Origin of the sequence: Fulvimarina uroteuthidis (assembly GCF_034321785.1) — a bacterium.
Taxonomy (GTDB): domain Bacteria; phylum Pseudomonadota; class Alphaproteobacteria; order Rhizobiales; family Rhizobiaceae; genus Fulvimarina; species Fulvimarina uroteuthidis.
In genome coordinates this window covers 102,219-121,395 of record NZ_JAXLPB010000001.1, presented here as the reverse complement: position 1 = coordinate 121,395, position 19,177 = coordinate 102,219, and the positions used below count along the sequence as shown (strand labels likewise).

The 19,177-nt window shown below is 64.8% G+C and carries 16 protein-coding genes; 13 read left to right on the top strand and 3 right to left on the bottom strand.

The genetic code is table 11. The annotated features are described in order from the left end of the window. Positions 1-228 precede the first annotated feature (228 nt). The 3 genes from U0C82_RS00520 to U0C82_RS00510 all read right to left on the bottom strand — a co-directional run bounded on the left by U0C82_RS00520 (position 229) and on the right by U0C82_RS00510 (position 2,407). A complete protein-coding gene (locus U0C82_RS00520) occupies positions 229-597 on the bottom strand; it encodes a YkvA family protein (protein WP_416186613.1) in 369 nt (122 codons plus the stop codon). A gap of 191 nt (positions 598-788) precedes the next feature. Beyond that, positions 789-1,388 carry an RNA 2',3'-cyclic phosphodiesterase gene (gene thpR / locus U0C82_RS00515; RefSeq protein ID WP_322184809.1) on the bottom strand — a complete coding sequence of 200 codons (600 nt, stop codon included), beginning with the start codon at positions 1,386-1,388 and terminating at the stop codon, positions 789-791. A gap of 359 nt (positions 1,389-1,747) precedes the next feature. After that, the gene (locus U0C82_RS00510; RefSeq protein ID WP_322184807.1) at positions 1,748-2,407 is read right to left on the bottom strand and encodes an arylesterase; all 660 of its coding nucleotides are present in this window, start codon (positions 2,405-2,407) and stop codon (positions 1,748-1,750) included. 72 nt (positions 2,408-2,479) lie between these two features. On the opposite strand from U0C82_RS00510, the gene U0C82_RS00505 reads away from it, so the two are divergent. The 13 genes from U0C82_RS00505 (at position 2,480) to U0C82_RS00445 (ending at position 18,915) form a co-directional block, all read left to right on the top strand. Then, positions 2,480-3,184, top strand: coding sequence for an ABC transporter ATP-binding protein (locus U0C82_RS00505; RefSeq protein WP_322184806.1), 705 nt, complete (start codon positions 2,480-2,482; stop codon positions 3,182-3,184). After that, positions 3,181-5,799, top strand: a complete 2,619-nt coding sequence (locus U0C82_RS00500; RefSeq protein ID WP_416186593.1) for an ABC transporter permease — start codon at positions 3,181-3,183, stop codon at positions 5,797-5,799. Before U0C82_RS00505 ends, U0C82_RS00500 begins: the two co-directional genes overlap by 4 nt. A gap of 271 nt (positions 5,800-6,070) precedes the next feature. Continuing rightward, positions 6,071-6,829, top strand: a complete 759-nt coding sequence (locus U0C82_RS00495; protein WP_322184802.1) for a Bax inhibitor-1/YccA family protein — start codon at positions 6,071-6,073, stop codon at positions 6,827-6,829. Between the two features lie 160 nt (positions 6,830-6,989). Beyond that, the gene (locus tag U0C82_RS00490) at positions 6,990-7,550 is read left to right on the top strand and encodes a GNAT family N-acetyltransferase (protein WP_322184800.1); all 561 of its coding nucleotides are present in this window, start codon (positions 6,990-6,992) and stop codon (positions 7,548-7,550) included. 776 nt (positions 7,551-8,326) lie between these two features. Beyond that, a complete protein-coding gene (locus U0C82_RS00485; RefSeq protein ID WP_322184799.1) occupies positions 8,327-8,596 on the top strand; it encodes an STAS domain-containing protein in 270 nt (89 codons plus the stop codon). 389 nt (positions 8,597-8,985) lie between these two features. After that, positions 8,986-9,357 (top strand): response regulator, encoded by a 372-nt coding sequence (locus tag U0C82_RS00480; protein ID WP_322184797.1) that lies wholly within the window; start codon positions 8,986-8,988, stop codon positions 9,355-9,357. Positions 9,358-9,476: 119 nt separating this feature from the next. Beyond that, positions 9,477-11,510, top strand: a complete 2,034-nt coding sequence (locus tag U0C82_RS00475; RefSeq protein ID WP_322184795.1) for a chemotaxis protein CheA — start codon at positions 9,477-9,479, stop codon at positions 11,508-11,510. 27 nt (positions 11,511-11,537) lie between these two features. Then, positions 11,538-12,020 (top strand): chemotaxis protein CheW, encoded by a 483-nt coding sequence (locus tag U0C82_RS00470; RefSeq protein WP_322184793.1) that lies wholly within the window; start codon positions 11,538-11,540, stop codon positions 12,018-12,020. Between the two features lie 59 nt (positions 12,021-12,079). Further along, positions 12,080-14,221, top strand: coding sequence for a HAMP domain-containing methyl-accepting chemotaxis protein (locus U0C82_RS00465; RefSeq protein ID WP_322184791.1), 2,142 nt, complete (start codon positions 12,080-12,082; stop codon positions 14,219-14,221). Then, positions 14,218-14,748 carry a chemotaxis protein CheW gene (locus U0C82_RS00460; RefSeq protein ID WP_322184789.1) on the top strand — a complete coding sequence of 177 codons (531 nt, stop codon included), beginning with the start codon at positions 14,218-14,220 and terminating at the stop codon, positions 14,746-14,748. The genes U0C82_RS00465 and U0C82_RS00460 overlap by 4 nt, the downstream gene beginning before the upstream one ends. A 238-nt stretch (positions 14,749-14,986) precedes the next feature. Beyond that, entirely contained in the window at positions 14,987-15,976 is a 990-nt protein-coding gene (locus U0C82_RS00455) for a CheR family methyltransferase (RefSeq protein WP_322184788.1), read from the top strand. Between the two features lie 6 nt (positions 15,977-15,982). Then, positions 15,983-17,071, top strand: a complete 1,089-nt coding sequence (locus U0C82_RS00450) for a protein-glutamate methylesterase/protein-glutamine glutaminase (protein ID WP_322184786.1) — start codon at positions 15,983-15,985, stop codon at positions 17,069-17,071. Between the two features lie 2 nt (positions 17,072-17,073). Further along, positions 17,074-18,915, top strand: coding sequence for a hypothetical protein (locus U0C82_RS00445; RefSeq protein WP_322184784.1), 1,842 nt, complete (start codon positions 17,074-17,076; stop codon positions 18,913-18,915). Positions 18,916-19,177: the final 262 nt, after the last annotated feature.

Here is a 19,177-nt window from a genome sequence, read left to right as displayed (position 1 = left end):
CAAGGCACATTGAAGACTCCGCCCGTCGAACGGCGCAAACGCGATCAGGTCCGAGGTAGAACCGAACGAATCGGGCGACAGTACGGCGCGTGCGGCTGAAACATCAAAAACAACGCGCCAAGACCGGCCGGGACGGTTCACGAGAGCACGGTTCGATGCCGTAGGCGCCGTTGCCGGGCCGCGATCGATGCGGCTTCGCGCAGAACGGGCGAAGCCTCGCGCCCGTTGCTAAAGCCCGTCGAGCGTTTCGCGTGCCCGGTCATAATGCTCCGGCCTGATATTGCCCTGGACGGCTTTGAAGGCTGCGAGGAGGATCGCGATATCGTCGGTCATGCCGAGAAAGAGGAACATGTCCGGTATGACGTCGATGGGCATGATGAAATAGGCGAGCGCGGAGAACAGGATGGCCCGGCTGGCGATCGGCGTCCGGCTGTCGGTCGCACAATAGTAGGAGGCGACGACGTCTTCCATGAACGGAATGCGCTTCAGGTTCTGGCGCACCTTGTCGAAGAAGGAAGCGCGAACGGTCTTCTCCTTGTCCTCCTGCTCGTCCGCGGTCCCGGGCCGCAAGATTTCCTGAATTCGTGCCCTGTCCAGCGCCATGCGTCACCCTTCCCGATCGTTCCGGATTAGGTGGGAAGGAGGGCCCTTCGTCTCAAGAGGCACCGTGCGGCTTCGCGCGAGAAGGCTGAACTGCCGGGGACCCTGCCGGCGGCATGCCGGTCACGGCCGACGGCGAATGTCCGCCAGCCGAGCTCGTCGGCAAACACGATAAGCGCGCATGCAGGTCAGGGGTGGGATCCGCCGAGATATGCTGCATCGGCTGAGACGGCGACCCGGTCCTCCCCCAAGCCGGCATCGAGGTGGAATGGCTCTTCCAGAACGTAAGGACCTCCGCCGAGCGAGGCGCGCGACGAGTAGAGGCCGAAGCGCTTGGCTTCGAACGCGGGCGAGCGGTAGGCGCCCTTCTGCGCCAGATAGATCGCGACGTCCCGATCCCTGGGCTGGCGCAATCTGGCGATGGTCACGTGGGGCGTGAACTTGCGATTGTCGACCGGCAGACCCAACCGCTTGGCGATCCGGTCGATCTCGGCCTGCAGCTCCATCAGTTCGGGCGAAGCCTCGACGCTCGCATAGATCGAATGTGGCTTCTTCGGCGTGAAGACGCCGAGGCCCAGCAGCGTCAGGCTGAAACGCGCGCGCCGGATCCGGTCGAGCGCCTCCACCAGCTCGTCCGCCGCGCGCGGTTCGATATCGCCGAAGAAGCGTAGGGTAAGGTGATAGTTTTCCCGGTCGATCCAGCGCGCCGAAGGCAATCCGCCGGTCAGGAACGACAGGGTCGTCGCGACAGACTGCGGGATCTCGATGGCCGTGAACAGGCGGGGCATAGCGGCTCTCCGTTCGGTCGTGGCGGGCGGAGCGGGACGTTCTCCACCGAGACTTCCATCCTTCGGGCCATGCCGCAAGAGGGCCGCGGCCCTGTCCTGCAGGATATCCCCTTTTCGATCCGGTTCGTGGCAAACAGATGAAACGGAACGCAAGCGGCGGGAGACGAAGGGTCGTCGGGTCGTCGGGTCGCGGGACGCCGAGGCGCTGGCGCGTGACCCTGCCGCGCGGCAGCAGGGTCCGAGGCTTCCGGTCCGGACCTCAACCCGCATGTGCCAGCCGATTCGCCGGATCTTCGGCCTGTCACCCTCCTGAGCGGCCGTTATGGCGGCGCCCGTCGTCGGGCTGGTCGTCGCCGGTCTCAGCTCTCCTCGGGATCGGCGTCCAGGGTCTTGGTGATGGTCGGCATCATCCTTTCCACGATCACGGCGACGCCTTCCGCGTTCGGATGCATCTTGTCCGACTGGTTCAGGCCGGCCTCGGCGGCGACGCCTTCGAGGAAGAACGGATAGAACGCGACGTCGTGCTTCTCGGCAAGGTCCGCGAAGATCGGGTTGAAGGCCGCGGCATAGTCCCCGCCCATGTTGGGCGGCGCCTGCATGCCGGCGAGGATGACGGTCTGGTCGCGCGCCTTCAGACGCGCGAGGATCTTGTCGAGATTGTCGCGCGTGATCGCGGGGCTGACCCCGCGCAGTGCGTCATTTGCGCCAAGTTCCACGATGACGAGATCCGCGGTTTCGGGCACCGACCAGTCCAACCTAGACAATCCGCCGCTCGTCGTGTCGCCCGAGACGCCGGCATTGGCGACCGCGACATCGTATCCCCTGGCCCGCAGAGCTGCCTGAAGTTGTTCGGGAAAACTCTCCCCCGGGCCGACGCCGTAGCCTGCCGAGAGGCTGTCGCCGAAGGCGACGATCTGCCGCTGCGATGGTGTGGCGGCATCCTGCGCCAACGCCGGCTGAACGATTACGAAATGTAACAGGAGCGTCAGGATCGCCGGAACCGGTTGGAAGCGTTGCATCATGTTCCCCATATGGCAGCGTAGCGCGATTTCGAGCGCACCGATCAACGACTCATATAGGCGATCCTCGATTTGGCGGAACCAGCGATCCGATTAAGAAACGTCCATCTCACGCTCGGCAGCGGAGCGAGTTCCGTTCACGTTCTGAAAGGGATCGATCTGGATGTCGAACGGGGCCATTCCGTCGGGATCGTCGGGCCATCGGGGTCCGGCAAGTCGACGCTGCTCATGGTGCTGGCAGGGCTCGAACGCGCCGACAGCGGCGAGATCGAGATCGCCGGACAATCCCTTGTCGGGCTTTCCGAAGACCAGCTCGCCGCTTTCCGTGGCCGGAACGTCGGCATCGTCTTCCAGTCGTTCCATCTCATTCCCAACATGACCGCCCTCGAGAACGTCGCGGTGCCGCTCGAGCTGGCGGGGACCTCCGAGCCGTTCGAGCGCGCCTTGAGGGAGCTCGACAATGTCGGCCTGAAGGATCGCGCGACGCACTATCCCGGCGAATTATCCGGCGGCGAGCAGCAGCGCGTCGCCATGGCTAGGGCGCTCGCGCCCGAACCTGCGATCCTGATCGCCGACGAGCCGACCGGCAATCTCGACCAGACGACCGGGCGCCAGGTTGCCGACCTCCTGTTCGCCGAGCGCGAGCGCCGCAACATGACCCTGGTTCTCGTCACCCACGATCCCGATCTGGCCCGTCGCTGCCAACGCGAGATCGGCGTGCGTTCCGGCCGGATCGAGGGCGAGCGCGCCACCGAAACCCGCGATGCCGCCGAATGAGCGCCATCGGGACCGCCACGCCTGACGCAACAAACGCCGCACCGTCGAATGCGGGGATCGTGCCGACCATGCGCCTTGCATGGCGGTTCGCGCTCCGCGAGATGCGTGGCGGCCTGTCCGGCTTCGTCATCTTCCTTCTCTGCATCACGCTCGGTGTCGGTGCGATCGCGGCCGTCAATTCCGTCGCCTCCATGATGAGCGAGGGGATCGCGCGCGAGGGCAAGGCGATTCTGGGCGGCGACCTTCGCTTCCAGCTCGTCCAGCGGGAGCGCACGCCCGAAGAGGCGACCTATATCGACGGGCTCGGCGAGATGTCGCAGACTGCGGGACTGCGCTCGATGATCCGGCTCGCGGACGGATCGGACCAGTCGCTGGCCGAGGTCAAGGCGGTCGACGAAGCCTATCCTCTCTATGGATCGGTCGACACGACGCCGCCCATCGCGCTCGAGACCCTGCTCGAGGAGCGCAACGGCCGCTACGGCGCGGTTGCCGCGCAGGAACTCTACGACCGCCTCGACATCGCGCCCGGCGCCATCGTCCGGTTGGGCGATGCCGAAATCGAACTGACCGGCGTCCTCAATCGCGAACCGGACATTCTGTCCGACGGGTTCGTCTTCGCCCCGCGCCTCATGATGTCCCGCGCAGGGCTCGATGCGAGCGGGCTGATCCAGCCGGGAAGTCTCGTCGAGTATGACTGGCGGGTGAAGCTGCCGGCGGGAAGCGATCCGGAGGCGATTGCCGAGGAGGCGCGCCAAGCCTTCCCGACGGCCGGCTTCAGGGTGCGGACGTCGGACGATGCGGCGCCCTCTCTCCAGCGCAATATCGAGCGGTTCTCGCAGTTCCTGACCCTCGTCGGCCTGACGGCGCTGATCGTCGGCGGGGTCGGCGTTGCCAACGCCGTGCGGGCCTATCTCGACGGAAAACGTCCGGTCATTGCGAGCTTCAAGAGCCTCGGCGCAGCCGGACGGCTGGTGGTTCTGGTCTATCTCCTCCAGATCATGGCGCTGGCGACCGTGGGCGTCGCGATGGGGCTGGTGCTCGGCGCGATCGCGCCATTCGTCACCGCACGCTTTCTCGAGAGCGTCATCCCGGTCTCGGCGAGCGCGTCCTTCTATCCGGGCGCACTCCTGATCGCCGCGATCTTCGGGTTTCTGACCGCCCTGACCTTCGCGCTCCTGCCCCTCGGCCAGACCCGCGACATCGCGGCAACCGCGCTTTTCCGCGATGCGGGCGCGACGGCTTCGGGCAGATTGCGCTGGACCTATGTGATCATGACCGGCGTTCTGGCGCTCTGCATCGCGGGGCTCGCCATCTTCATGGCGCGGGACAAGGAGATCGCATTGATCTTTCTCGCCGGGACGGCGGCGGCGTTCGTCATCCTCAGGTTCGTCGCCGCCGGCGTCATGGCGCTGGCGCGGCGGGCGCCCCGGGTCTCGTCGACGCCGCTTCGGCTGGCGCTCGGAAACATCCACCGGCCGGGCGCGCTGACCTCCTCGGTCGTCCTGTCCCTCGGTCTCGGGCTCACCCTTCTCGTGACCCTCGCCATCATCGACTACGATCTGCGTCAGGAGGTCGGAACCGGGCTTGCCGGCCGGGCACCGAATTTCTTCTTCGTCGATATCCAGAACAACGAGATCGATGAATTTCGCCGGACCGTCGAGGAAACCGCACCGAATTCGACCCTCGACGCCGTCCCGATGCTGCGCGGCCGGATCACCCATCTCGGAGATCAGGACGTGGCGACGATGGAGATTCCGGAGGAGGGCGGCTGGGTCCTGCGCGGCGATCGCGGGGTCACCTACGCCGCCGAGGAGCCGGCGAACTCGACGCTCACCGCCGGCCAGTGGTGGCCGAGCGACCATGACGGACCGCCGCTCGTCTCGTTCGCCGACGAGGAGGCGCGCGAACTCGGTCTTGAGATCGGCCAGACGATCACCGTCAACGTGCTCGGGCGATCGATCACCGCGGAGATCGCCAACTTCAGGGCGATCGAGTGGGAAGACCTGTCGATCAACTTCGTGATGGTGTTCTCGCCGAACACCTTCGCGGGCGCGCCGCATGCCTGGCTCGCCACGCTGACGCTCGACGACGGCGGGGCCGACCGCTCCGGCGTCGACGTCACCGAGCGCGAAAAGTCGATCGTGAACACGCTGACCAACGCGTTCCCGGCGGTGACCACGGTCCGGGTCAAGGACGCGCTGGATGCGGTCAACCAGTTGATCGCCCAGCTCGCACTGGCGATCCGGGTGGCGGCGGGCGTCGCGCTGGTCGCGTCGGTTCTGGTGCTCGCAGGGGCTCTGGCCGCCGGAAACCGGGCCCGCGTCCACGATGCGGTCGTCCTCAAGACGCTGGGGGCGACGCGGGCCACGCTGATCAAGGCGTTCGCCACCGAATACGCGCTGCTCGGCCTTGCGACCGGCATCTTCGCGATCGCGGCGGGTGCGGCGGCGTCCTGGTTCGTCGTCGATCAGGTGATGACGCTGCCCTACCGGTTCGACTGGACGGTGGCGCTGACCACGCTGGTGGTGTCGCTGGTGCTGACGGTCGGGTTCGGACTTGCCGGAACGTGGCGGATCCTCGGACAAAAGGCCGCGCCGGTCCTGCGCAATCTCTGACGCTCGCGCAACCCTTGGATGACATCCCACGCCTCCGCCCCGTGCCGCCACGGGGCGGAGGCGGGTTTACGAATTGTTGACGACAATTTCGCGCAAACAGAACCGGAATCTTTCCCGGACACCGCCAGAACTCTTGTGAAGCGCTGTTTCCCACCGCATATTGAAGCCATCGCTGGGCGTCCCGCCAGCGGCCCTTGATCACCCCGTTCTCGTCTGACGAGAGCCAACATCGAGTACCCGACGGGACACTCGTAGAAGGATTATACGAAATATGGCTGATTATCGGAACTCCAGCACGCGCACCGTGCCTGCTGCCGGTACGAGAGCAGATGTCGACGTCGGTCTTCGCACCTACATGCTGAAGGTTTACAACCTAATGGCGGGAGGTGTCGCACTGACCGGCGTCGCGTCATACGCCATGTATATGCTGTCTTTCGTGACCAACGATGCCGGTGAGGTCATCGGCCTGACGCAGCTTGGCAATACGGTCTTCAATACGCCTCTCAGGTGGCTTGTCATGCTCGCCCCGCTCGGGATGGTCCTCTTCCTCTCGTTCCGCGTCCACAAGATGAGCGTCGCAGCGGCACAGACGACCTTCTGGGTCTATGCGGCGATGGTCGGTGTGTCCCTGGCTTCGATCTTCGCAGTGTATACCGGCGAATCGATCACCCAGGTCTTCTTCATCACGGCAGCAACCTTCGGGGCGCTCTCGCTATGGGGCTACACCACGAAGCGTGACATTTCCGGATGGGGATCGTTCCTCTTCATGGGCTTGATCGGCATCATCATCGCGATGGTGGTGAACATCTTCCTTGCTTCGCCCGCAATCCAGTTCGCGATCTCCGTGATCGGCGTTCTCGTCTTCGCCGGCCTGACCGCCTACGACACGCAGCAGATCAAGGAAATGTACTATGAGGGCGACGGGTCTGCCGTTGCCGGACGCAAGGCCGTGATGGGTGCGCTTCGCCTCTATCTCGACTTCCTCAACATGTTCCTCATGTTGTTGAACCTGTTCGGCAACCGCGAATAATTAAGCGTCACAACGGGCGGACATGGACTTGTCCGCGCGATGGAATAAAGGGAAGGGGCGGTCTTCGGGCCGCCCTTTTCGTTGCGGTTTTCTAAAAATGCGGGGCCGTCGCCGGCAATGGGCGTTAGGGGCCCGCCGTGCATTAGACGAGGGTTCAGGCATGAGTGCAGACATTACGATCCGTCCGGCCGGACCGGCCGACATTCCGGCAATTACCGCCATCTATGCCGAGGAGGTCCTGACGGGCACGGCGACCTACGAATTGGTGCCGCCGGGCGAGAGCGAGATGCGATCGCGCATGACGGGCTTGACGGACAGGCACTACCCTTACATCGTCGCGGTCGACGCCGCCGGCACGATCCTCGGCTACGCCTATGCCGGGCCCTACCGTCCGCGACCTGCCTACAACTGGATGGTCGAGGACACGATCTATCTCGCGCCGGACGCCCGTGGCCGGGGCATCGGGTCCCAGCTCCTACGCAACGTCATCGCCGACAGCGAACGCCTCGGGTTCCGGCAGATGGTCGCCGTCATCGGCGGCTCGGACAATCGGGGATCGATCAAGGTCCATGCCAATCAGGGCTTCCAAATGGTCGGAACCATGAAGGCGACCGGTCTGAAGTTCGGCCGTTGGATCGATACGGTGCTGATGCAGCGCGCGATGGGCGAGGGCGCCACGTCGATCCCGCAGAGCGATGCCTATCCCGGAACGCTCGGCTAGATCATCGTGCGTCCATTCGGACGCAGATGATCGGGATCGCTGTTTGCCGTCACGCCTCGGGCTTTGCGAAAATCGGTTCCGGATTTCGGACCGATGCTACAAGCCGTGCCGCACCCATCGCCCGCCACCATCTCCGGGTCGGCCGGCGCCCGCGCTTTGCAAGGTTGATCGATCGTCCGGCAGAGGGCGACGGTCCTGCCGCCAAAGGGCTCGACCCTCACGGTCGCAATGCCATGATCATGGCCCCGCTCGCGGCCTCATGCTGCCCTCGAGCGGAACATCCCCCTGTCGGCTGTTCGGATTTCGACGCGACCGAACCGAGAACCGGAGACCGTTTCGGCTCCGTTGCCGACGCCGAACATCCCGGTTTCACCAAGGGTCCCGGGCATGAAATGCCTGCCGGCCTTCCCCGTATGTCCGTAGAATCGGCAAGCGGCAAGCACGTCCGATCGGTGCTGCTCGACCGTCCGCCCGGTTCCGCTTCGAGACGTCGACCCCGCTTTCAGAGTAAACAGATGTGAAAGTCTCTTCTGTTAAAGAGATTCTTAAGGGACCCGGAGTAGTACATATATCCGTGTCGCAAGCAGATTGCATACAGCCAGGACCTGCAGCAGGCATTGCCCCTTGGGCAAGACGCCGCTGTTTTTATCGACGATGCGCGAAGGCGCGCATCAATCTGAAACCTCTGTGGAAACGCAGTTCAAGCCGTCGCGAGGCGGCTTCCGGGTCCATGCCGAAGGGTCCGGACATTTCCACCCCGACACTCGGAGAGTCCCATGACAGCGAACGTCACCTTCTCGGGCTCGTGTACCCTGGGAGAAGCGGTGGCCGTGCAGGATAGTCTTCAGGCCGTCTTGCGGGACGCGCCGGCCGGTCTGCTGATCGACTGTTCGGCAGTCGATACGGTCGATGTCAGTTTTCTCCAGCTTCTCGCGGCCGCCCGCCAACAGCTTGGCGCAAGCGGTAGATCCTTCGCGATCATCATGTCCGAGCCTCTCAAACGTGCCGTCGAGCGCGCGGGCCTGTCGCTCGAGGCGACGGCGTGAGAGCCCCGGTTGAAACCCGTGACCGGTTGCCCGCAACGCCGATTGCCTGCCGCCAGGGGTCTGACGGATAACAGCAGGCGTCGATCGGCTTCATGAAAAGCGGATGACGCCTGCAACGATGATCGGAACGCGTACGCCGCTCTCCCGGAGGAGCTCCACGTTCGGTGCGATGCCCCTGGCGCGCGGACGACGGTTCGCGGCAACACCGGGCCTTTGCCTTTCGTCTTATGCCAACGCCTCAGGGTGCCGACGCATCATGGGGCTGAGGGAACAGGAAAACCGTCGAGCTTGCAGAAGCTTGCGCGATTTCCGCCGGACTACGACGCGTTTCGTTCCGGGAACGCGTCGCATCACCACCAAATTTGTCTCAATTCGTGAGGTTGCTTCCCGTGGGACGTTCCGTTCTCTGCGTCGATGATTCTGCCAGCATCCGGCAGATGGTTTCTTTTGCCCTGAAGACCGCCGGCTACGACGCCGCGACCGCGGTCGATGGCGCCGATGCGCTGGCTCAGCTCGAAACTGCGCGCCCGTCGATGATCATCACCGATCTCAACATGCCGAATGTCGACGGCATCTCGATGATCAAGGCGGTCCGCGACATGCCGGAGCATTCCGGCGTGCCGATCGTCATGCTCACCACCGAGTCCGACGACATGAAGAAGCAGGAAGGCAGAGCGGCGGGCGCGACCGGCTGGCTGGTGAAGCCCTTCGATCAGGCCAAGCTTCTGGCCGTCGTCAAGAAGCTGGTCGGCCCGGCCTGACCCCCGCGCTTCCCGCCGGGCCCGCCTGATCGTCGCGCGGGCCTGCCCGGAATGTCCGGTCCCCCCGACCGAGACCGTCGTGACTGCCCAGCGCCAATCTATTCCACCCGGAGGACATCGTGCACAATTCGGACCCCAATGAGACCTTTCTGGCCGAGGCACGAGAGCTTCTCGAGCAACTCGAAGAGGCGCTGCTCGATCTGGAGAAGCGTCCCGATGACGCCGGCCTGGTGAACACGACGTTCCGGGCTCTCCACACGTTGAAAGGTTCGGGCGGCATGTTCGGGCCGCCGGCCATGGCAGCCTTCGCCCACCGTTTGGAAGATGCCTTCGAGAAGGTCCGCCAGGGCCTGGTTCCTCTGACGCCGACCCTTGTCGGAGTTTTTCTGCAATCGACCGATCAGCTTCGGCGCCTTCTGTTCGAGGCGGGCGGCGATCATGACGCCGAAAGCGCCCGTCTCGTCGCAGCGCTCGAGGCCGAAGTCGGCACGTCGGGGCCGGCCACTGGCGCAGCGCCCGCCGAGCGGCCAGCCGCGTTCAAGGAAGCGCGTGAGGCGTGCTGCGTCTATCGCATCAGGATGGCCCTGCCGAAGAACGCTCTTGTCTACGGCACCAATCCGCTGACCCTTCTGGACGAGCTTGCCGATCTCGGTGAGATCACCGTCACCGCCTGCACCGACGACATTCCGGATCTGGCGACCCTGGAGCCGCGCGATCTGCATATACGCTGGCTGATTGAGCTTGCCACCGATCAGGGCCACGCTGCGATCGAGGATGTGTTCATCTTCGTCGACGAGCCGGGCGCGATCACGATCGAGGCACTGGATGCGCCCGCCTTGTCGGTCGAACCGGCGGACGCCACAGACGCCGCAGACGCCGCCCCTTCGCGGACGACGATCAGCCCCGAAGCCGGCACCGGCAACGAGCCGCCCACGGGCGAAACGTCGGCCCCGCGCCAGGACAAGGGCGAGTCTCAGGTGCGCGTCTCGGCGAGCCGGCTCGACACGCTTCTCGATCAGGTCGGCGAACTGGTCATTGCCCAGACGCGGCTGGCCACGCTGGCGCACAATCGGCACGACCCGGCGCTTTCGGCGATCGTGGAGGAGGTGGAGCGCCTCTCGGCCGATCTGCGCGACAGTGCGATGGACATGCGCATGCTGCCCATCGAACAGCTCTTCGGGCGCTATCGCCGCGTGGTGCGCGATCTGTCCGGCAATCTGGGCAAGGAAATCGAACTCACAATGTCGGGCGAGGAGACCGAGCTCGACAAGACCGTGCTCGATCGGCTGGGCGACCCGCTGGTGCATATCATCCGCAATTCCGTGGATCACGGCATCGAGGATCCGGAGGTTCGCGTTGCGCGCGGCAAGCCGCGCCGCGGCCGGCTTCAGCTCTCGGCCCGCCAGTCGGGCACCGAAATCATCATCACGGTGGAAGATGACGGCGCCGGGCTGAACCGGCAGAGGATCCGCGACAAGGCCATCGCCAACGGCGTCATCGCGCCGGATGCCGAGTTGAGCGAGCGGGAGATCGACGAACTGATCTTCCATCCGGGGCTTTCGACCGCGCAGAGCGTTTCGAACCTGTCCGGCCGCGGTGTCGGCATGGATGTGGTCAAGCGCACGATCCAGGATCTTCACGGCACCATCGAGATCCTCACCCAGCCGGGCCTTGGCACACGCTTCGTGCTGCGCCTGCCTTTGACGCTGGCGATCATCGACGGGCTCCAGGTGGCCGTCGGCCACGCCATGTGCATCCTGCCCCTGTCGAGCGTCGAGGAATGCGTCGAGCTCGATCAGGTCGCGACCCGGACCTCCAACGGCCGCAACTTCGTCGACATTCGCGGAACCATGGTTCAGCTGCTGTGGATGGACAAGGTTTTCGGGACCGATCGGCGCGGCTCCGTCGTCGCCGTGGTCGAGACCGAGACCGGCAAGATCGGTGTCGTGGTCGATCAGGTGATCGGCCAGCACCAGACGGTGATCAAGCCTCTCTCGCCGCTGCATCGCCACACGCCGGGCCTGGCGGGCGCGACCATCCTCGGCGATGGCTCGGTGGCCCTCATCCTCGATGTCGGGGCTCTCGCCCGGCGCAGCCTTATCGGGCGCCCCATGGATCCGACCCGCTCGTCCCACGAATTGCAAGCCGCCTGACACGCGTGTTCAAGAAGGAGGTCTGCCATGGCGGACACAGACAGTGACGATCAGATCCACGGCCGAGACTATCTCACCATCGCCCTCGACGACGACATCTTCGCCATGCGCGTCGGCAGCGTACACGAGGTGCTCGATCCCCCGGTCATGACACGGGTGCCGAACGCGCCCTCGCATGCGCCGGGCCTCATCAATGTCCGCGGCAATGTCATGCCGCTCGTCGATCTGCGCAAGCGCTTCGATATGGACGAGAGGGAAGACGGGGAGACGACCCGCGTGATCGTCACCGAAGTGGAGCGTCTCGGCGAGACCTATTTCGTCGGGCTGAAGGCCGACGCGGTCTACGAGGTTCTCGACATCGCTCCCGAAGCCATCCAGCCCTTGCCGGAGAACGGAACGCGTTGGCCCCGAGACCTGATGTCCGGTGTCATCCAGCGCGACGGCCGCTTCGTCCTCCTCCTCGATATCGCCAATGTCGTCCGCGGCACCGGCGACGCCAACCCCCAATAGATCCCCAACAATCCACTGAACTCCATCGGCTTCAATCGACTGAAAACAGGAACAACATCATGCGCTTAACCATCAAAACCAAACTGATCGCATCGTTTGCGACGATCCTCCTCCTGATGGGCGGGAGCGGCTATATCGCCGTTTCGAGCCTCAGCGGGGCCAACGATCTCATGACACGTTTCACCTCGGGCCCTTTCGAACAAGTCAGAAATGCCGGCGCAATTCGCCTCTCGGCGACCGAAATACGTCGTCTCGTCGCGCAGACCTATCTCGCGACCGCCCCGGAAGACATTGCGCGACGTTTGCAGCAGTTCAAGGAGGAGTCCGACTCGCTTCCCGGAGAAGTGGAACGACTTCTCGCGGCCTTCGAACCTGAGCGGCGCGCCCAATATGCCAGTCTCGAAACGGATGTGCAGACGTTCAGGGATGCGGCTGCCGATGCGATCGCCAAGGGCGCCGAAGCCGATCCGCAATCTGCCCAGACCGCGTTCAACGACACGAACGAACAGATCAGCGCGTTCAACGAGACGATGGCAACTCTTCAGACCGCCGTTCAAGACATGCGCCAGCGTGAATTCGATCGCAATGGTGCCGCTGACCGCGACCGGATCGAGATGATATCGCGCACACTCGACCTGCTCCATGCGGTGGAACGAGACGCTGCGACTGCCCGCACCCAGGCCGTCGCGTCTGCCTCGCGCGTCGATCCCGCCAGGGTGCGCGAGACGGTCGCGATCGCCCAGGAGGCGCTTGCCGCCGTGAACCAGGAATTGACGGACATCGAAGCGCTTCCCCTTTACAGCGGGGAATTGGCCAGCGGTTTTGCGGCTCTGAAGTCGAACTGGTCGAGCGCTGCTGCAGTCATCGACAAGACCTTGGCCGTCGCTCTGGAGTCGGATCGCATCACCGCGCTGAATGCGATGAACGGTCTTCGGCCCATCTCGGAAACCTTGTCCCAGACGTTGTCGGGGATCGCCAAGGCCGCGACCGACGCGTCGGACAATGCCAGTGCCACTGCCCTTGCGACCTATGAAAGCACGCGCATCACATTGATCTCCCTCATCCTCGTTGCGATCGCCCTCGGCGTTGCCGCCGCCATCTGGATGGCCATTTCGATCTCCCGCGGCCTCACCCGCTCGGTCAATGCGGCCGAAGCGATCGGCCGGGGCGATCTGACCCAGGACATCGATGCAAAGGGCAATGACGAGATCGCCGATCTGCTGCGCGCCATGCAAACCATGAACCAGAACCTTCGCGACATCGCCGGCGATGTCCTCTCGTCCGCCGAACAGGTGGCCTCCGGCTCCCAGCAGTCCTCGTCAACCGCCGAGCAGCTGAGCCAGGGGTCGACCGAACAGGCGGCCGCGACCGAACAGGCTTCGGCAGCCATGGAAGAGATGGCGGCCAATATCCGCCAGAACGCCGAAAATGCGGCCCAGACCGAGAAGATCGCGGTTCAGGCCAGCACCAATGCCGACAAGAGCGGTGCAGCCGTCACCAATTCGGTGGAAGCCATGCGCACCATCGCCGACAAGATCCGCATCGTGCAGGAAATCGCTCGTCAGACCGATCTTCTCGCCCTCAATGCGGCCATCGAGGCGGCGCGTGCCGGACAGCATGGCAAGGGCTTCGCTGTCGTCGCGTCCGAGGTCCGCAAGCTGGCCGAACGGTCTCAGCAGGCAGCCTCCGAGATCGGCGAACTGTCGACCTCGACGCTGAATATTTCCGAAGAGGCCGGTCGCATGCTCCAGGAGCTGGTGCCCGATATCCAGAAGACCGCCGAGCTCGTCGGCGAGATCACCGCGGCCTGCCGCGAACAGAACATGGGCGCCGAGCAGATCAACCAGGCGATTCAGCAGCTCGATCAGGTGACCCAGCAGAACGCCGCCGCGGCCAATGAAGTCTCGGCAACCGCCGAACAGCTTTCGGCCCAGGCCAGCATGCTGAACGAGCGCGCTTCGTTCTTCACCCTCGAACAGACGGCCAAGGCGCCGAGCGCCAGCAAGGGTTCCGATATTCGGGAGCTGAAAGCGAAGGTCGAAAGCTTTGCCACCCGCAAGGCGCTGACCGGCCCGACGGCACAGTCCAAAAAGCCGACCAAAGCCGCCACAAAGCCCGCCCAGAAGACGGCCCAGGGCGGCTACAATCTCGACCTCGACGACGAGACGGAAGAGGTCGGCTTCGAGAGGATGAGCGCATGACACGCGCCTCTCAAGCCGACAAGACCCTCCTGGCCGCATCCGACGGCCAGGAGGAGGAGGCCAGGCAGATCCTGACCTTCCGGCTGGGTGGCACCGTCTGTGCGGTGGACGTGCGTCACGTTCGTGAAGTTCTCGATTTCACGAAGATCGCTCCGATACCGAGCGCGCCTGCCAACTTGATCGGCATCATCGACGTGCGGGGAACGGGCGTGCCGGTGGTCGATCTGAAGCGCAAGCTTCGCATGATCGGCGGCGAGAACGAGACCACGTCCGAGACGCGCATCGTGGTTCTCGAAATCGGCCCGGATACGACCCGGAAGGTCATCGCCATCGTCGCCGACGCGGTCCACGAAGTGGTCGAATATGACGGCGAGACGATGGAAGAGCCGCCGCAATTCGGCGAGAGTTGGGATGCGAGCTTCATGCACGGTCTCGGCCGACGTGAGCGGGAATTCCTGACCTTCCTCGACATCGACGCGGTGTTTTGCGGGGACCGGCACTTGCTCGCCGACACCCTCGCTGCCTGAGCTGACCTTGAACCGGGCGGGTCACCGGGCCCGCCGGGTTTCCAAGCTTCGGGCGCCGAGCGCACGAGCGGGCACCGGTTTTTCGACCACCCGGCACGCCGAGCCACAAACTGCCAGCATCGGGCGATGCCGGCTCATCACCTGATGCTGCACGGCGAGGGCGCATCGCCCCCGTTCGCACCGGACCCTTTCAACCCGCGTCGCGAAAGCGAACCGGAAGCGGCAAAGAGATCAAGACATGCAGACTGCGACCCGGCCCCTATCCCAAGACGCGCCTTCGCCGTGCGCGGCGAGCGCCAAGGGCCCGCGCAGCCGGAACGCGCCGACGGACAGCGCCTTCAAGACCGTCCCGCCCGCCAGGCGAGCGATCGAGACACCGGGCTGGATGCAGGCCACGCTCGACGACGCCCTGCTTGGCAAATTCCTGCATCTCGTTCACACGGTCTGCGGCATCTCCATGGCGCCCTCGAAGCGACTCATGCTGCAGACGCGGCTTCACCGGCGTCTGCAGGCCAACGGCCTGACCGATTTCAGCAGCTATTACGCGCTTCTCACCTCGCCCGAGGGGCGAAACGGCGAACTGCAGGCCTTTGTCGACTGCGTGGTCACCAACGAGACCTCGTTCTTCCGGGAGCGGCCGCATTTCGACTTTCTCGACGATGCGACGCTGACCCGCTTGGCCATGGAGGGCGAACCCGGCCATCTGGCAATGTGGTCGGCGGCATGCTCGACGGGCGAGGAAGCCTATTCGATGGCGATGGTGGCCGCCGCCGCCGCCGCAAGATTGCCCGAGAGCGAGCGCTGGCGCTGGTCGGTGCTGGCGACGGACATTTCGATCAAGGTCCTGGCGGAGGCGCGGCGCGCCGTCTACCAGGCGCGCGAATTCGACCGGGTGCCCGCCTCGCTTCTTTCGGCCTATGTCCTGCGGGCCCGTGACGGGGCCAGCGACGCCGTCCGCATCGGCCCGGATCTGCGAAAGCATGTCAGCTTCGGACAGATCAATCTGATGCATGAACGCTTCAATCCGGGACGCGTGATGGATGTGATCTTCTGCCGGAACGTCCTGATCTATTTCGACACGAAGACCCAGCAGGAGATCATTGCCCGGCTTTGCAGGCATGTGCGGCCCGGTGGACTGTTCATCCTCGGACATGCCGACGTCCTGAGGGACACGACGCTGCCCCTGCGGCTGGTTCGAAACAACATCTATGAGCGCCGGAAGGACTGAAGCGACATGGCCGATATCAAGGTACTCATCATCGACGACTCCGCCAGCGTTCGCGAAGCCCTGTCCAACATCATCGAATCGGAGCCGGGCATGAGCATCATGGGCACGGCGTCCGATCCCTATTTCGCCGCCCATCGTCTGAAAAGCGAGGTGCCGGACGTCATCATCTGCGATATCGAGATGCCGCGCATGGATGGCATCACCTTCATCCGGAAACTGATGAACCAGCGCCCCGTGCCGGTGGTGATCTGTTCCTCTCTCGCCGAGACCGGCTCGCGCATGGCGCTTGCCGCCCTCGAAGCGGGCGCGGTCGAGGTGATCACCAAGCCGAAAATGGGGACGCAGCGGTTCTTGCTGGAATCGCGCACCCGGATCTGCGACGCGGTCCGCGGTGCGGCCCAGGCCCGGGTCGAGCGCGTGGCGCCGAAGATCGACGTGCAGGCCAAGCTGACCGCCGATGCCGTCCTGCCGCCCGCGAGAAACGCTCGCACGATCGAACGCACGACCGATCGCGTCGTGGTGGTCGGCGCATCGACCGGGGGCACCGAGGCGCTGCGCAAGCTGCTCGAAGGGCTGCCCGCCTACGCGCCCGGCCTTGCCATCGTCCAGCATATGCCCGGCACGTTCACCAAGGCGTTCGCCCAGCGTCTCGACGGCCTCTGTCGCATCGAGGTTCGCGAGGCGACGACCGGCGACCGGCTTGTCCCCGGTCTCGCCCTCATCGCGCCGGGCGACTATCATATGATCGTGCATCGCAGCGGCGCACAGTACCGGGTCGAGGTCCGGGAGGGCCCGCTGGTCTCGCGCCACCGGCCCTCGGTCGATGTCCTGTTCCGGTCGGCCGCGCGCGCTGCCGGCGGCAATGCCCTCGGCATCATCATGACCGGCATGGGCGACGACGGGGCCAAGGGGCTCTTGGAACTGCGCAATGCAGGCGCAAGAACCCTCGGCCAGGACGAGGCGAGCTGCATCGTCTACGGCATGCCGAAGGAGGCCAAGAAACTCGGCGCCGTGGTCGAGGAGATGCCGCTCAATCGTCTGGGCGCCGAGATCATGCGTTTCGCCCAGAACGATATTCCAAGTGCGGTGGCCTGATCATGGCGTCTTATCATTTCGATAGTGTCCCGGCTGACGCGGACCTGCTCGAGCAACCTGCGCCGGCGGCCGATCTCGACGCGATCGCGCGCGTCATGACCCTTCTCGACCAATGGAACACGTCCAGCGAGAGCGTCTATCTGAAGACCGGCGAGGAGCTGCAGGCCATCCACGCCGATCTGTGCACGATCGAGGCAACGCTGTCGCGAACGATCGACATCATGACGGGCGAGCGCATCGCCGCCGTCCATGACGAGCTCGTGCGAGCGGTCGAGGAAGCCGCCGTCCTGTCCGGCAGCATCGACCGGATCGACGATCTGATCCGAACGGCAATCGCCGGTCGGAGCGAGGCGATCGAGGGCAAGCTCGGCGTCGTCAGTGTCTTCCAGATGCTTCGTTATGTGACGCTGGTCGGACGGACCCATATCCGCTCGATGCCGATCTCCACCGGCGAGCTCGATACCTTCGTCGACAATGTCGTCGACCTGGTCAACACGGGCGAGGAAACGGCGACCATGCTTGGCGAGCGCCTGGATCAGCTCGGCGACTGCCTGTCGGACAGCGTCGGGATCCTCGAGACCACCCGCCGCCGCGCGAGCGACGAAGCGCGGCCTTTGCCGATCGCGATCGGCGAGATCGACGAGGCCCTGACAGCGCGTCAGGAAAGCGCCAAGGCGGCCCAGGAGAAGAAACGCGAGGCGTTTCGCGCGGCGGCCGCGGCGGTGGCCGGTGTCGTGTCCGGCCTCCAGTTCCACGATATCGCGCGCCAGCGGCTGGAACATACGAGTGCCAATATCCGGCTGATGATCGATCTGGCCAAAGGCGTCGCGCTGCCAGGTCGGGATCATCCGCCGGGCCCGGAGGCGCGCGACGCCTTCATCGCCAAGCTGGCCGATCTGGAGATCGCTCAGCTCGGCGATCTCGCCGCCGCCTATGACGGGAAAATGCGCGACATCGAAGATCATCTGGGACGGATCTTCGAGCAATCGCAGTTTTGCTCCGGGCTCGTCCTCAACGCGCTCGAAGGCGATCAGGACAGCCAATCGACCCCGCTTCTCGGCGGCGCGAGGCAGATCGAGCAAAGCTTCTCCCAGAGCGAGACATTGCGCACCGCCCTGCAGAGCGGGCTCGATGCCTATATCGAGACAGCCGGCTTCTTTTCGGCCACCACCGCCCAGCTCGACAGCCTGGAATTTCACCTGCAGATCGCCGGGTTCAATGCCGCCATCCGCGCCGCCCATATCGAACAGGGCGACGAGGCGATCGGCTATATCGCACGCGAAATTCGCGGACAGGCGTCCGGTGCGAAATTTGGCGCTGATCGCGTGCGCTCGGGCATCGAGGCGGCGCTGGTCGCCGCGAACGAACTTCAGGATCACGTCCTGCCCCGTTCCGATGCCGCCGTCGAGACGATCCGCGCCGCGATCGCGCTGATGGTGACGACATTCACCGAAGCCGAGGCCGAGTGCCTCGCCCAGCTGAGCGCCAACGAAGACGCCGCCACCAGCCTGCCGGACCGCGTCAGCCGGGCCCGATCGCTGATGGGACGCTATGTCGAAGGCTGCGAGCTCATGGACAGCGCCGTCGCCGCGCTGACCGCGCTGTGCGCAGCTCTCGGCGATCGCGGCGAGATCGAGGTGGATTACACTCCGCTCGCCGAGGCCGTCTCGCGCCAATACACGATGCGGGAGGAGCGCCAGATCTTCGAGACAATCTTCGCCATCGCTCCGGCGCGTCCGACCGCCGTTCCGACGAAAGCGGAGGGTCCGAGCGGCGAGCCCGCATCGGCGGCGTCCTGCGAAAACGGTGACGGGGACGAGGACCTGTCCGACGTCTTTTTCTGACAGGAAACCCCGACGAACAGGTCGGACCCCCCGTCTCCTTGCGTCTCGCCCCGCTCCCGGGATCTGAAAGGGACGTTCGCCGAGCGCGGCGTCACGGCCTGTGCACCGCGCGATGCGATGGCCCGAAACGAAATGTCGCGGACATCGGGTGCCAACTCGGCCAACTCGTCACGGCCATCGGCCGGACGAATGGCGCAGCGGCTCCACAGGCGCCGGCCCTGCATCCCACACCACGTGAAACGCTCTACGCTCCCCGCCGACG

Coding starts and splice junctions, on each gene's coding strand:
- thpR (WP_322184809.1), bottom strand. CDS start 1,388: ATGCCCCGCCTGTTCACGGCCATCGAGATCCCGCAGTCTGTCGCGACG.
- U0C82_RS00510 (WP_322184807.1), bottom strand. CDS start 2,407: ATGCAACGCTTCCAACCGGTTCCGGCGATCCTGACGCTCCTGTTACAT.
- U0C82_RS00500 (WP_416186593.1), top strand. CDS start 3,181: ATGAGCGCCATCGGGACCGCCACGCCTGACGCAACAAACGCCGCACCG.
- U0C82_RS00495 (WP_322184802.1), top strand. CDS start 6,071: ATGGCTGATTATCGGAACTCCAGCACGCGCACCGTGCCTGCTGCCGGT.
- U0C82_RS00490 (WP_322184800.1), top strand. CDS start 6,990: ATGAGTGCAGACATTACGATCCGTCCGGCCGGACCGGCCGACATTCCG.
- U0C82_RS00485 (WP_322184799.1), top strand. CDS start 8,327: ATGACAGCGAACGTCACCTTCTCGGGCTCGTGTACCCTGGGAGAAGCG.
- U0C82_RS00470 (WP_322184793.1), top strand. CDS start 11,538: ATGGCGGACACAGACAGTGACGATCAGATCCACGGCCGAGACTATCTC.
- U0C82_RS00465 (WP_322184791.1), top strand. CDS start 12,080: ATGCGCTTAACCATCAAAACCAAACTGATCGCATCGTTTGCGACGATC.
- U0C82_RS00460 (WP_322184789.1), top strand. CDS start 14,218: ATGACACGCGCCTCTCAAGCCGACAAGACCCTCCTGGCCGCATCCGAC.
- U0C82_RS00455 (WP_322184788.1), top strand. CDS start 14,987: ATGCAGACTGCGACCCGGCCCCTATCCCAAGACGCGCCTTCGCCGTGC.
- U0C82_RS00450 (WP_322184786.1), top strand. CDS start 15,983: ATGGCCGATATCAAGGTACTCATCATCGACGACTCCGCCAGCGTTCGC.
- U0C82_RS00445 (WP_322184784.1), top strand. CDS start 17,074: ATGGCGTCTTATCATTTCGATAGTGTCCCGGCTGACGCGGACCTGCTC.